Source organism: Proteiniphilum sp. LBM24028 (assembly GCF_056629195.1).
The window spans coordinates 3,683,327-3,696,977 of sequence record NZ_CM152817.1; the positions used below are offsets into that span (position 1 = coordinate 3,683,327).

General features: G+C 45.9%; 15 protein-coding genes and 2 tRNA genes. 13 read left to right on the forward strand and 4 right to left on the reverse strand.

The window, feature by feature from the left end; translation table 11 throughout:
- Positions 1-18 precede the first annotated feature (18 nt).
- Complete coding sequence (gene rsmA / locus AC1HCU_RS14690) at positions 19-825, reverse strand: 16S rRNA (adenine(1518)-N(6)/adenine(1519)-N(6))-dimethyltransferase RsmA (RefSeq protein WP_480371248.1); 807 nt, start codon at positions 823-825, stop codon at positions 19-21.
- A 169-nt stretch (positions 826-994) separates the two neighbouring features.
- Here rsmA and AC1HCU_RS14695 point away from each other — a divergent pair, with 169 nt between their 5' ends.
- The 9 genes from AC1HCU_RS14695 (at position 995) to AC1HCU_RS14735 (ending at position 8,806) form a co-directional block, all read left to right on the forward strand.
- Positions 995-2,014: a lysylphosphatidylglycerol synthase transmembrane domain-containing protein gene (locus tag AC1HCU_RS14695; RefSeq protein WP_480367161.1), complete on the forward strand. Its 1,020-nt coding sequence runs from the start codon at positions 995-997 to the stop codon at positions 2,012-2,014.
- 6 nt (positions 2,015-2,020) lie between these two features.
- Positions 2,021-3,484: an aminoacyl-histidine dipeptidase gene (locus AC1HCU_RS14700; protein ID WP_480367164.1), complete on the forward strand. Its 1,464-nt coding sequence runs from the start codon at positions 2,021-2,023 to the stop codon at positions 3,482-3,484.
- A 5-nt stretch (positions 3,485-3,489) separates the two neighbouring features.
- Positions 3,490-3,990 carry a flavodoxin domain-containing protein gene (locus AC1HCU_RS14705; protein WP_480367166.1) on the forward strand — a complete coding sequence of 167 codons (501 nt, stop codon included), beginning with the start codon at positions 3,490-3,492 and terminating at the stop codon, positions 3,988-3,990.
- Positions 3,991-3,999: 9 nt separating this feature from the next.
- Positions 4,000-4,215, forward strand: coding sequence for a hypothetical protein (locus AC1HCU_RS14710; protein ID WP_480367168.1), 216 nt, complete (start codon positions 4,000-4,002; stop codon positions 4,213-4,215).
- 24 nt (positions 4,216-4,239) lie between these two features.
- Complete coding sequence (locus AC1HCU_RS14715) at positions 4,240-5,886, forward strand: S8 family serine peptidase (RefSeq protein ID WP_480367170.1); 1,647 nt, start codon at positions 4,240-4,242, stop codon at positions 5,884-5,886.
- A gap of 132 nt (positions 5,887-6,018) precedes the next feature.
- Positions 6,019-7,296 carry an exodeoxyribonuclease VII large subunit gene (gene xseA, locus AC1HCU_RS14720; RefSeq protein ID WP_480367173.1) on the forward strand — a complete coding sequence of 426 codons (1,278 nt, stop codon included), beginning with the start codon at positions 6,019-6,021 and terminating at the stop codon, positions 7,294-7,296.
- Positions 7,297-7,327: 31 nt separating this feature from the next.
- Complete coding sequence (gene xseB, locus AC1HCU_RS14725) at positions 7,328-7,519, forward strand: exodeoxyribonuclease VII small subunit (protein WP_480367176.1); 192 nt, start codon at positions 7,328-7,330, stop codon at positions 7,517-7,519.
- On the forward strand, positions 7,516-8,214 hold the full coding sequence (locus AC1HCU_RS14730; protein ID WP_480367179.1) for a 2-C-methyl-D-erythritol 4-phosphate cytidylyltransferase: 699 nt from the start codon (positions 7,516-7,518) through the stop codon (positions 8,212-8,214). Before xseB ends, AC1HCU_RS14730 begins: the two co-directional genes overlap by 4 nt.
- Positions 8,215-8,332: 118 nt before the next feature.
- Entirely contained in the window at positions 8,333-8,806 is a 474-nt protein-coding gene (locus tag AC1HCU_RS14735; RefSeq protein WP_480367181.1) for an Lrp/AsnC family transcriptional regulator, read from the forward strand.
- A gap of 27 nt (positions 8,807-8,833) precedes the next feature.
- Here the strand turns inward: AC1HCU_RS14735 and AC1HCU_RS14740 are convergent.
- Together AC1HCU_RS14740 and AC1HCU_RS14745 are read right to left on the reverse strand one after the other, a co-directional pair.
- A tRNA-Pro gene (locus AC1HCU_RS14740) sits at positions 8,834-8,907 on the reverse strand.
- A gap of 133 nt (positions 8,908-9,040) precedes the next feature.
- On the reverse strand, positions 9,041-9,451 hold the full coding sequence (locus AC1HCU_RS14745) for a beta-eliminating lyase-related protein (protein WP_480367184.1): 411 nt from the start codon (positions 9,449-9,451) through the stop codon (positions 9,041-9,043).
- 293 nt (positions 9,452-9,744) lie between these two features.
- Between AC1HCU_RS14745 and AC1HCU_RS14750 the strand changes: the two genes are divergently transcribed.
- The 4 genes from AC1HCU_RS14750 (at position 9,745) to AC1HCU_RS14765 (ending at position 13,302) form a co-directional block, all read left to right on the forward strand.
- Positions 9,745-9,820 (forward strand) — tRNA-Gly (locus AC1HCU_RS14750).
- Positions 9,821-10,104: 284 nt separating this feature from the next.
- Positions 10,105-11,004: a bifunctional enoyl-CoA hydratase/phosphate acetyltransferase gene (locus AC1HCU_RS14755; RefSeq protein ID WP_480367186.1), complete on the forward strand. Its 900-nt coding sequence runs from the start codon at positions 10,105-10,107 to the stop codon at positions 11,002-11,004.
- 57 nt (positions 11,005-11,061) lie between these two features.
- A complete protein-coding gene (gene buk, locus AC1HCU_RS14760) occupies positions 11,062-12,141 on the forward strand; it encodes a butyrate kinase (RefSeq protein ID WP_480367189.1) in 1,080 nt (359 codons plus the stop codon).
- Positions 12,142-13,302, forward strand: a complete 1,161-nt coding sequence (locus AC1HCU_RS14765) for a hypothetical protein (protein ID WP_480367191.1) — start codon at positions 12,142-12,144, stop codon at positions 13,300-13,302.
- A 33-nt stretch (positions 13,303-13,335) separates the two neighbouring features.
- Here the strand turns inward: AC1HCU_RS14765 and AC1HCU_RS14770 are convergent, their stop codons facing one another.
- Positions 13,336-13,641: a hypothetical protein gene (locus AC1HCU_RS14770; RefSeq protein ID WP_480367194.1), complete on the reverse strand. Its 306-nt coding sequence runs from the start codon at positions 13,639-13,641 to the stop codon at positions 13,336-13,338.
- Positions 13,642-13,651 lie beyond the last annotated feature (10 nt).

Genomic DNA, 13,651 nt, shown 5'->3' on the forward strand with positions numbered 1-13,651 from the left:
TTTTTGAATCGTGAATAATCAGTCATTTTTTTCTTTCGGGGGAGTCTGTCTGACCAGCGGTTCCAGCAAGTTGGTAAGCTGTTCGAACTGCTTTATTGACAGTTGCTCAGGTCTTTTCGTGAGCATAGGGTCGTCGGGCATGGGGCTCTCATCCGATAGCAGTGATTTGATGGAGTTGCGCAGCATCTTTCGTCGCTGATTGAAGCTCGTCTTGACTACGGTTTTGAATAATTTTTCATCGCAGCCAAGCTGCTTTCGCTTGTTACGCGTAAGCCGCACCACCGCCGATTTGACTTTGGGCGGAGGGATAAACGCCTGTTCATTCACCGTAAACAAGTACTCCACTTCATACCATGCCTGTAGCAATACAGTCAGTATTCCGTAGGATTTACTGCCGGGTGAGGCAACCATGCGTTCCGCAACCTCCTTTTGGATCATTCCCGAGCAACAGGGGATTTGTTCCCTGTAATCGATTACTTTAAAAAAAATCTGTGAGGAAATATTGTAAGGATAATTACCAATTACACAGAATTCGCCGCCGTAGTATGCGGAGAGATCCATCCGGAGAAAATCCTTTTGAAGAATTCTCTCCTGCAGTGCGGGAAAATGTGTCTGCAGGTAGGCCACAGACTCGTGATCTATTTCTACCACGGTAAGATCCCTCTCTCTCTTCAGCAGGAATTGCGTGAGCATACCGGTACCCGGCCCCACCTCCAGAACAGGAAGTAAGGGGAAATCGTCGAGCGTAGCCGCGATGCGGTCTGCAATCACCTCATCCCTGAGAAAATGCTGCCCGAGGTTTTTTTTTGCTCTTACCGGAATCATTGCAATATGGCGTTTATTCCTTATCTTTACGGCCACAAAGGTAACATTTTATTATATATATTAATTCAAACATCATCTAAAAACAAGTTGCCATTATTGATTTATAAGTGTTTGAACGGCTTTGTGTAATAGAGGTGATTCAGATTGTACAAAAATAAACAGCTGTGTGGTGAAAATAAATACAGAATCCGTGAAGAGTGTACTGAAGACAGTACTTTCATTGCTGCTGGGATTGTTGATTATATGGGCGATGTACCGTAATACCGATATGGGTGAGTTGTGGGTGATTGTACAATCTGCCAACTTTGGCATTATCGCCGCATCCCTGATTTTCGGTCTTCTAGGTAACGCACTCAGAGGATTGCGATGGGAGCTTTTTGTGAAATCGCTCGGTTATCATCCCCCCCGCGCGAGCATTGTATTTGCCACACTGGGTAATTATGCTGTCAACTTTGTGCTTCCGCGTGCCGGTGATATCTGGCGATGCGGGGTGGTCAGCAAATATGATAAAATACCTTTTGGAAAAACATTAGAAACCTTTCTTGTTGATAAGGTTGTTGATGTGTTGGCGGGATTACTTGTAGTCTTTGTAAGTGTAGCTCTTTACATCGACTTTTTTATATCCTATTTTCAAAATAATCCCAAGTTGGCAGAGAAGATGTCTGGAATTTTTTCTTCCATTTGGATCTATGTTTCCTTTGGTACATTGCTGCTGGGAGTGGTGTTATTACTGACTGTTTTCAGGGAGAGACCCTTTATGCTGAAAATTAAAAATCTTCTTTATACGGTGAAGTATGACCTGAAACTGATATGGAAGATGAAGGATAAGTGGCATATAATTATTTACACAATTCTGGTTTGGTTCTTTTTTTATTTGTATTTTTACATTTGCTTTTTCGCATTCGACTTTACCAAAGATCTTGGGCCTCTGGCAGGACTGATTGTATTTGCGATGACCAACATTGGTATTTCCGTGCCTGTACAGGGTGGGATTGGCCCATGGCATTTTGTGGTCATCTCTTCGCTACTGATACTGGGGGTAGCTGAAAATCAGGCGCTTGCTTTTGCCGGGGCAGTATTTACCATTCAGTCGGCCTGGCAAATACTTTACGGACTTTTCGGTGTAATTGCCATGCCTTATGTCAAAAGAGGGAATAGGGTAACAGATACGAATAAATCATTTAATTAGAATAATATGGCTACAGCAGAAATACTTGGTTTAAAACCCGAAAGTGTGTGGAGACATTTTTTTTCCCTCACTCAAATTCCCCGTCCCACAGCACAGATGGATCAGGTGACCCGTTTCGTGTTAGATTTTGGCAAATCACTTAATCTGGAAACAAGACAGGATAAAGCGGGCAATGTGCTGATCAGAAAACCAGCTACGAAAGGATATGAATCAGCCAGGACAGTAATATTGCAGTCTCATCTCGATATGGTTCCGCAAAAAAATGCTGAGGTGGAACATGATTTTGCGAAAGATCCTATTGAAACATTTGTCGATGGGGAGTGGGTAAAGGCGCATGCTACCACACTTGGGGCAGATAATGGCATTGGATGTGCCATGATGATGGCTGTCCTTGAAGACACTTCGCTACAACACGCCACCATTGAAGCTCTTTTTACCGTGGATGAAGAAGTGGGTATGGATGGAGCCAACGGACTTGAAGGGAGCATGCTCGGAGGCTCGCTGATGCTGAATCTGGATACTGAGGAAGAAGGAGAATTATGTATTGGTTGTGCGGGGGGGAGAGATGTGAATATTTCCTTCCGCTTTCAGGCCGACAGGAATATAGACCACGGTGATATTGCTTTTAAAATCAGCCTGAAGGGATTAAAAGGCGGTCATTCCGGGGTGCAGATTCACTTGGGGCGTGCCAATGCAAACAAGCTGATGAATCGCTTTCTGAAAGATGTGGTAAGAAACTATGAAGCCCGTATTGCAGGCATTCAGGGAGGAACGCTCCGGAATGCAATTCCACGTGAATCGTTTGTCGTGCTTACCATCCCCGAGCAGCTTGCCGATGATTTGATCGATCTCGTAGCGGAGTATGAAGCACTGTTCCGTGAAGATTTTGCCGGTATCGAAGATGGTATTTCCTTTAAGGCGGAACGAACCGATATTCCGGAAACAATCCTTCCCGAAGAAATTCAGGACGATCTGATTAATGCCGTGGAAGGGTGTCCCAACGGCGTGATTAGTTATCTTGCCGATTTTCCGGGGGTAGTGGAAAGTTCTCTGAACCTTGCCATGATACAAACATCCGAAGAGAGTATTGAAGTGAAGCTACTTGTACGCAGTTCCTCGGAGAGTCGCAAAGAATGGGTCTGCTCTTCGGTAGAAAGTCTTTTTCTGCTGGCCGGTGCAAGGGTGGAATTCGATGGGGATTACCCCGGCTGGCAACCCAACGCCGGTTCCGAACTGTTGCATCTGATGGAGAGAATTTATCTGGAGAAATATGATCAGCGCCCCAGGGTGATGGTTATCCATGCCGGTCTGGAGTGCGGTATTATCCAGTCGAACGTGTCTCAGAAACTCGATATTGTCTCTTTTGGACCCACTATTACCGGTGCACACTCACCCGATGAGGCTGTAAAGATTGACAGCGTGGGAAAATCCTATGAATATCTTCTGACTATTCTGGAGAAACTGAACTGATGCCTATGGACAATACACTGATCGTTTTCGCGTCGGATCACGGAACTGTAGATAAATGTGCCCGTGAATTGTTCAGGCTGATAGACGGTAAAGTGGACATCTGCAATCTGAGCGAGCGGGAAATGGTACCTGACCTCACCAAATATGATTCCGTCATAGTGGGCGGTTCTATTCATTCCGGGAAAATACAGGAGGAGATATCCCGGTTTTGTGAGAGACATCTGGATGAGCTTGCAGTCAAAAGGCTCGGGCTTTTTATTAACTGCCTCCTTACAGGTGAGATGGCACGTAAGCAACTCGAAGATGCCTTTCCGGAGAAATTAAGACTTCGCGCCATTGTCCTTGATTGTTTTGGAGGTGAAGCTAATGAGTTGAAAATGACTGTTTGGGAGCGAATTGTGACTACGCAGATGATCGAGAAAGATGATCTGATGGTAGAGCTCTCAAAAGAGAAAATTCAGCGCTTTGCCAGATTAATGTCTGAAGCAGACAATATTCCCCAATAAGAGGAAAAAATGAATCGAAAAATAAAAAAACAGTTTCTTCTTCCGGCTGCATTGTTAATATACCTCGGTATCATGGCTTATGTCAGTTACCCCCGCTATAAGGAATCCGGCAACTGGAGTGAATATTTTACTGTGACAGGTATCAGTGTCCTGCTGGTGGTGCTGTTGTTTTTTTTACTCAGGAGAAAGCAACAGATAAGAGATAGGTTTGCCAGGAAGGACTAGACCTGAGGGAATAACATCTTTTTTATGCGAAGCTTATTCATACTTATCTTATTTTTCTTCTCAATACATTCTTTCGGGCATTCATCTTTACAATCGCTCAATTACAGGTTCCGTGTCTATCTGAAAGACAAGGGGATCACAACATATACTCTTGACCAGCCTGAACGGTTTCTTTCTCTTAAGGCAATAGAAAGGAGAAAGGACCAGAATGTAGCAGTCGACGAAACCGACCTTCCTATTTCGCGGGATTATTTCAAGTTATTAGAGAAGGCCGGAGGGAAGGTGGTCTCCCACAGCAAGTGGTTCCGTACTATAACAGTGCAGGTTGCTGACAGCCTGTTGATAAATGGGGTGCTGTCTCTTCCTTTTGTGGATACGGTAAAATACGTATGGCGGGGAAACGAATGGAGAAGCAGCTCCCAGCTGCGCCCCCGGCTGGAGAAAAGTGATAATTTGCAAACAGTCCTTTCGACTCATCCCTTCGGACTTACGCTTGATCAGTTTGCCATGCATAACGCCGATAAGCTTCTGGTTGCCGGATTTCAGGGCAAGGGTATTGACGTGGGTGTAATCGACGCCGGATTTACCAATTTCGATGTGATTCCCTGGTTCGAAACGGTGGACCTGCAGGGATTTATGAATTTCGTGCCTGAGGGCGACCTGTTTGCGACGAGTGATCATGGTACCAAGGTGTTGTCGACCATGGCCGTAAACCAGCCGGGACTGATGATGGGATCGGCACCCGAAGCTGCATACTGGTTGTTGCGTTCCGAAGATGTACGTAGTGAATTTCCGGTGGAGGAAGATTACTGGGTGCGGGCCATTGAATATGCCGACAGCCTGGGACTGGATCTTATCAATACTTCGCTGGGTTACAACCGGTTCGACGACAATCATCTCAACTATAATTTTTCTGATCTTAACGGTGAGGTATCCTTTATGTCGCGTGCAGCAGACATGGCTTTTAATAAGGGGATGTTGATTGTAGTCAGCGCAGGAAATGAAGGAAATAAGCCCTGGCGGAAAACCACCCCCCCAGGTGATGCCAAAAATGTGCTGGCTATTGGTGCGGTGGGAACAGACAGCCTCATAGCCTCATTCAGTTCGCGCGGACTGATGGAGGACGGTCGTATTAAGCCGGATCTGGTTTCAGTAGGAAAAGGCACTGTTACCATTGGGCAGGAGGGGCTGATTGGATACACAAACGGAACGTCACTTTCATCCCCTTTTCTGGCAGGGCTGATGGCTTCGCTCTGGTCGGTGAACCCCAAATTGCATCGGGAAGAGCTAATTGACATTATCAAAAGATCATCAGACAGGTATTCGATGCCCGATTCTATATATGGAAACGGAATTCCCGATTTTCAAAAGGCTTATGGCGAGGTCCTCGCCATGCTGCATGTGGAACAGGGTCCCGTTGCAGAGCAATTTTTCTCTGTCTCCAGGCCTTCAAAAAACCATTTCCTAATCACTTTAAATCAACCCGATTTCTCCTTCGATACGTACGAAATGCGGTTGCTCGACGAGTCAGGTCAGTTGATCTCTATCCACACTTTTGAAAAAGAAATACTGCAAATCTCTGTTCCCCACTCATCCAGAGAAACCGGCAAATTTATCCATCTTCTTTTTAAATCTCCCTACCAGCAAAAAGTATTGCGTTTTTTGCTGTGATTCTCTTCTTCTTTAAAAACCTTTTACTGATCATGAAATCTACGCGGAATCCTCTTCGCTGCCATTTTACCCGCCTGAAAGGTTGAAATATCGTTGAAGTTTTGTTATTTTTGTTTACAATTACAGGGGACCATGTCTGAAAAATCGTTATCATTGACCGAACTCAATTACCGGGTGCGCGATGCCATTCGCGATCATCTGCCTGAGACATACTGGTTGCGGGCCGAGACCAGTGACGTGCGTCCCAACAGAAACGGACATTGTTATCTTGAGTTTATCGAGAAAGATCCCGCCGGGCAGTCCATTGTTGCGAAAGCCAGAGGTGTGATCTGGTCGGGTGTCTTTCAGATGCTCTCTGCCTATTTTGAGAAGGAGACCGGGCAGCCGTTCACATCGGGGCTCAATGTACTTGTACGGGTATCGGTTGACTTTCATGAGCTGTATGGTTACTCCCTCACTGTGGCCGATATTGATCCTTCGTTCACCCTCGGTGGGATAGCCCGCCAGCGGCAGCTTGTACTGAAGCAACTGGAGGAGGAAGGTGTACTCACCCTCAATAAGGAACTCACGCTGCCCGAACCGTCAAACCGCATTGCCGTAATCTCTTCGCCTACTGCTGCGGGATATGAGGACTTTCGCGATCAGTTGCTGAAGAATAAGCCCGGTCTGGTTTTTTACACCAGACTGTTTCCGGCAGTCATGCAGGGCGAGCGGAGCGAAGCATCGATCATTGCAGCGCTTGAGAAGATCTTCCATTACAGGGATCTGTTCGATGCTGTGGCAATCATTCGTGGAGGAGGGGCCACATCCGATCTGAGTTGCTTTGATTCTTATGGCGTAGCAGTCCATGTGGCCCAGTTTCCTCTGCCGGTGGTGAGTGGAATTGGACATGAACGCGATATCACCGTGCTCGACATGGTGGCGCACACCCGTGCCAAGACCCCTACTGCCGTAGCTGAGTTTTTCATAAATGATACCTGGAAAACCTTCTCTGATCTCATCGCTTTACAGGATAGAGTAGTGTCGGCGAGTGAGACTATCGCAATGAAAGAAGAAAATCTTTTGTTTTCATTGTCCAAAGAGGTGATACATCAATCGATGCGTTTACTACAAAAGGAGACGGCAGGGATGCAGCAGATTATGGAAACAATGCGGCATGCTTTGAAACGGCATCTGTTGCAGCAATACCATTTAATGGAAAACAGAGAGCAGTTTGTACGGATGATCTCTCCCGGAAATGTGCTCCGGCGGGGATATACACTTACTCTGAAGGATGGAAAAATTATCACCTCGCTACAGGATCTGGGTGTAGATGATATCATTGAGACCCGCTTCAGGGATGGCACCTCATTTTCCAGGGTTACTGGCTTACACTCGTCAGATAATCCGCCTGAGAAAAAACAAGCCTGAATTTTAGCTTATCAAATGAAATGAATGAAAGATGGAAAAATTAACTTATAATTCGGCAAAAAAAGAGTTGGAAGCCATTGTATTGGCCATTGAGTCAGGAGAAATGGATGTGGATCTCCTTACCGACAAGGTGAAGCGTGCTTCGCAACTCATCGCTTTTTGTAAAGAGAAGCTGACCAGGACGGAGAAAGAACTTCAGAAAATTCTGGACGACATCGTATGAGCTCCGCAAGAAAAGAAAGTACGATCATTGTGGCAGGCGGTAAAGGACTGCGTGCCGGTGGTGATCTGCCGAAACAGTTTCGGCTGATAGGCGAAATGCCCATGCTAATGCATACAATACTGGCTTTTCACCGTTACAATCCGCAAATGAAAATCGTGTTGGTGTTACCGGATGGATTCCAGTCGCTATGGAACGAATTATGCAGGCTTCATGATTTCAATGTATCACATAAGGTGGTTATGGGCGGTGAGACCCGGTTTCACTCCGTAAAAAACGGGCTGGTGGAGATCGCAGAGGAGGAGATTGTGGGTGTGCATGATGCGGCCCGCCCTTTTGTTGGTACTGATCTGATTGCACGGTGTTTTAATACTTCAGAACGGCATGATTGCGGAGTGATTCCGGTGGTGGAAGAAGTAAACAGTGTACGTCTGCTCACAGAGAACGGCAGTCGGATAATTGACAGGCAGCTGTTGAGGGTGATTCAAACCCCACAGGTATTTCCGGCAAGACAATTAAAGAAGGCTTATGAAGCTGTTTTCGATCCTGTCTTTACCGACGATGCTTCCGTAGTGGAAAAGAGCGGAATGCACATTCTTATGATCAAGGGGGAGGAGAGTAACATTAAGATTACCACCCCCTTTGATTGGATCATAGCCGAGACGTTGTGGCAAAATTATATCAAAACGACAAAATGATGGCCATTGTTCCCATTAATCTAATCAAAAAGTTCGTTTTTAGCAAAATAATTCTTCCAAATTGTCATAATATAATAGATTTTTATTACTTTTGCAATAATTATAAAGTGAGTATTTCATGGAGAAAATTGACAAACTGGACAGACAGATTCTGGAGATTATTTCACAAAATGCCCGTATTCCATTCAGGGACGTGGCAGAACAGTGTGGGGTTTCACGTGCCGCTATTCATCAACGTGTACAGCGGATGATCGAAAATGATGTGATCACCGGTTCCGGCTACCATGTGAACCCGAAAGTACTGGGTTATGCATCAAGCGCTTATATTGGTGTGAAACTTGAGAAAGGCTCCATGTATAAAAATGTAATTCCTGAGTTCGATAAAATTCCGGAAGTTACGGAGTGTCATTTCACCACCGGCCCTTATACGTTGTTGATCAAACTTTTTGCGCGTGACAACGAGCATCTGATGGACCTGCTCAATAATCGTATTCAGGAGATACCCGGGGTGGTAGCTACTGAGACTATGATTTCGTTAAGTCAGAGTGTAAAGCGTGAAATACCAATTGTGAAGGATAGTACTGTTAAATAAAAAAAGGCTGGGTACCAGCCTTTTTTGTCGGGATGAGGTGACTCGAACACCCGACCTCCACGTCCCGAACGTGGCGCGCTAGCCAACTGTGCTACATCCCGATCAAATTTGTGGCTGCAAAGATAATAAATTTTCCCTACAATTCGAAAAGCACACTTTTTTTTCTGTCTTTAAAAAGAACAAGTATTGGTGCTTACATGTAAAGCAGATACTCCGGATATCCTGCACTGTTTGTCAGATCTGCTCAAACCGGGCAGTGAAAAAACGCAATTGTCCCGGTTCATATACAAGTTGTCCGGGTTTGATGGCTATTTGCGAAAGTATGTTTTCGGCACCCCGTCCCTGGTGGGTTGGTACAACATACTTAAAGCCATAATACTCCCTTATGGTTTCCTCGAGATGCTGAAAATTCCTGCTTCCGGCATATGCCTCGTCTCCCTGCATGATGGCTACCCATTGTTTGTCGCTCATGGCATTGGTCCCGCTGTCTGTCAACAGGTCAATGTAAACATCTTCCGAGGGAATAAGAAAAGTGTTGTAACCGGCTTCTTTTATTACTTTTTCACGCTCCTCACGCGAAATCATCTTTACCGTTTCAACCGCCTTGATGCGGAATGGTTCGGCAGTGTACTCCATAAGATTCATAAATCGCTTTTTAGTGTGGAAGATTATATTTTAAATATATAACAAAAGGTGAATAAACAGCCTGTTTAATCCTTGATTTGGAGATGGAGGTTGACATATTGAGCTTGTTTTATTTCTTTCTGGTAGTTTTATGAAGAGATGACTTTTTGTTGCAGGGTTGTGTATGCCTGAAATGAGCCCTCATTTCGGGATGAAGCTGTCTGTAACGATCGAAAAGCGTCATTTTTTCAAAATAAAAAATAGTGAGGTGTGGATACTTAATAAAAAAATATTTACATTTGCAGGATATTTCTGCGGCAATAGCTCAGTCGGTAGAGCATTAGCTTCCCAAGCTGAGGGTCGCGAGTTCGAGTCTCGTTTGCCGCTCCAAAGAAGCCCTTCAGGGTTTCAGGAGAGCATTCAAAGAACGCTTTCATCAATACTTAAACGTCCTAAAATTAGTGTTTTAGGACGTTTTTTAGTGTACCGTGCATGGAAATTATCTTGTCCTTAACCGGAACACCTGTGAATTGAAAAGTGTTGATTGTTCAAAATGAATATTCCATGAGTGCGTGACTTTTTCTACTTTATGTCAAAATGTTATCTATATATCGTCATGATATGCAATATTTTTTGTTCTTTTGTAAGAGAAAAGCTTCAAAATAACAGTTGAAATGATCCGCGATTTAAATGAACTGACAGAGCGTGCCAGGAGAGGACTGAAGTGTATCGTGGCGGTTGCTGCGGCGGAAGACCGGCATGTGCTGGAAGCACTGCAGAGCGCTGTCCGGCAGAAGATTGTGCATCCTCTACTGGTGGGCAGTAAATCTGAGATTGAAAATATTGCGCAGTCCATCGGTTTTGATCTGGAAGGGATTGAGATTGTGGATCATGATGGCGATGGGGCAGCCTCCGCGCGGATCGCTGTCTCCAAGATACGTCGGAGGGAGGCCGATATCCTGATGAAGGGTCGCGTGGCGACGGGAGATCTGTTGAAGGCGATACTCGACCGGGAGGAAGGGTTGCGTACGGAGCATCTGTTGAGTCATGTGGCATTCTTTCAGTCACCCTACTATCATAAAGTGCTATGTGTAACCGATGCGGCCATGAACATCGCTCCTGTTCTGGAAGAAAAAGTCCAGATCATCCACAATGCGGTGAATGCATGTCATCGCCTGGGTATTGAAAGGCCCAAAGTGGCCGTGGCCGCAGCTGTGGAGAAAGTAAACCCGAAAATGGAGTCTACCGTGCATGCTGCCCGGCTGAAGGAGCTGAATCAGGAAGGGCAAATAAAAGGATGTATCGTGGAGGGACCTTTTGCGGTTGACATTGCCGTAAATAGGGAGGCTGCGCGGAACAAAGGTATTGTGAGCGAAGTGGCCGGCGACTGCGACATCATCCTGGCACCCGATATCGAGGCAGGAAACATGTTCTATAAAGCACTCAATTTCCTGGGAGGAGCGGTAGTCGCTGCGGTGCTGATGGGTGCAACCGTACCCGTTGTGCTTACCTCCCGCTCGGACGATGAACGGAGTAAACTTTATTCCATCGCCCTGGCAGTCTGTCTCAGATAGCATATGCTAATATTTCTTCGCCGGAAGATATTTATAGTAATCAAAGAATAAAAATATATGGGAACAGATACACGCATTCTGGTCATTAATCCTGGCTCCACATCGACGAAAATCGCCATTTATCAGCAGGAGAAGGTAATCTTCCTGAAAACTATCAAGCATGTACCCGAAGTGCTACACAAGTTTGAGAAGATTACTGATCAGTATGAATACCGGAAAAACATTATCTATGAGGAAATGAAAAGTGCCGACGTCCCTCTGGAGACCATCGACGCGGTGATTGGCCGGGGCGGACTGGTGAAGCCCATCAAATCGGGTGTTTACCGGGTAAATGAAGCGATGCGGAAAGATCTTCTGGAATGCAAGCGGGGTGAACACGCCAGCAACCTGGGAGCATTGATCGCACACGACATTGCAAAGATGCTCCCCTCTGCCGAAGCCTTTATTGCCGATCCGGTGGTGGTGGATGAATTACAGCCGCTGGCAAGATATTCCGGACATCCGCTCTTTGAGAGAAGATCCATCTTTCATGCCTTGAATCAAAAGGCAATCGCCCGCTCTCACGCCAAATCCATCATGAAAAAATACGAGGATCTCAATCTTATTGTGGTACACCTGGGTGGTGGAATCACTGTGGGCGCTCATCAAAAAGGAAAGGTAATTGATGTAAATCAGGGTCTGGATGGCGATGGACCCTTTTCTCCGGAGCGTTCCGGGTCACTGCCTGTGGGGCAGTTGTTGAAAGTCGCTTTTAGTGGCCTCTACAGCTACGAGAAGATGTCGGAGATGATTGTCGGCAAAGGAGGAATGATGGCTTATCTGGGTACCAGCGATGCTTATGTGGCTGAACGGGAGGCGAAGGAAGGCGATGAGAAATATCTGCGGGTGATGGAGGCAATGGCTTATCAGGTAGCAAAGGAGATAGGAGCGATGGCAACCGTGCTCAAAGGTATGGTAGATGGTATTCTGATTACCGGTGGCATAGCCAACAGTAAGTGGTTTTGCAACATGGTCATCGAAAGAGTCTATCGCATTGCACCGGTTTACGTGTATCCCGGCCAGGACGAAATGGGTGCCCTGGCCGAGAATGCACTTCTCGCTCTCAATGGTGAGATCGAGATCAAAGAATATAAATAGATGTACTTTTTTAATCCCTGGCACGATCTTGCATTGTCGAACTTCGCGGCCAGCTACACCCCCCCCGCTTCAGCCGTGAAAATGGCGGACGATATGGCTCTGTTGCCTGTATGGTATGGCAATGGAGAGGCGGTAATTGCGGAGGGGGAGGCGAACCGGTCGTTTTTGGATGCCTTGAAGAGTGTGCTTCCCGTTACAGCTGAAATGATTTCCTCTCAGGAGATTGTTTTGCGTCGGAAGGAGAGAATCATTCCCTGGGGATGGAGTCCGATGCTGAGGAGAAAAATGGCCTCCCTGGGTGCCGGTGAACATCAGTTGCCTTCAATGGAGGAACTCGAACGGCTAAAGGAGTATACGAATCGTAAAAACGCGGTGCGCTTGTTGCGGGAACTGAAAAAGGAAGAAAAAAGCTTTTGTGGGGAATCATACTATTTTATCCGGCTTGAAGAACTTCTTGAATTTTTACAATCGGTGCCGGGTGATAAAATATTGAAGATGCCGGTATCCGGTAGTGGTAAAGGATTAATATGGATACTGGGTAATATTACCGACAAGCAGACCGACTGGTGCCGAAGGGTAATCCGTGAGCAGGGAGGTGTTGTTGCAGAACCAGTATTGCGCAAAGTGCAAGACTTTGCCATGGAGTTTTATGTGCAGGAGGGAAAGACACAATTTGCAGGTTACTCACTGTTCCATTCCGCCGCTTCGGGTGCTTATGCCGGAAATGAGCTGCTTTCCGACAGTAAGATAGTGGAAAGACTGTCGGGATATATTAGGACAGACTTGCTACATGGATTGCGCGAATCACTCAAACAAAAACTCAGCCTTTTTTTCCCTTTTTATACCGGTTACGCAGGTGTGGACATGATGGCGTGTGAAACGGAAGAGGGGTACATGATTCAACCTTGTGTGGAGATCAACCTACGGATGAATATGGGTGTGGTGGCACGAATATTCCACGAAAGATACATGGAACGCGGTGCAGAGGGCAAATTTAAGGTGAATTATTTTAAAAATCAGGGCGATGCCCAGTCATTTCACAAAAAAATGCAGCGCGAGTCTCCACTTAAAGTAGCATACGGAAAAATACTTTCCGGCTACCAGCCGTTGACCCCCGTTACATCGGATACCCGTTACATGGCCTATGTCCAAATCTGCTGATCCGGAATAATTATCCCATTCACCGGAGACTTCTTACTTCTGTTCAGAAAGTTTCTCGATCAACTCTGTCGTTGCTGTCTCGGAATAAATACCATAGGCATTTACCAGTAGCCCTTTCATATTATTTTGTGATGAGGAAATAGCATAGAGGATGCTTTCGTTGTCGAGATCCGACATCTCCTGAAATCGGTAAATCTCGTCGATCTGAAACTCATCAGGATGAAGCCGGATCATACTTTCAGCACATACGATGCAGTCACTCTCTATGTTAAAGTTCGTGGTATATCCTCTTTTAGCCAGATCGTTGATCGCTTCAGACAATGTTGTATAGGTTCTCATACTTCCTGTT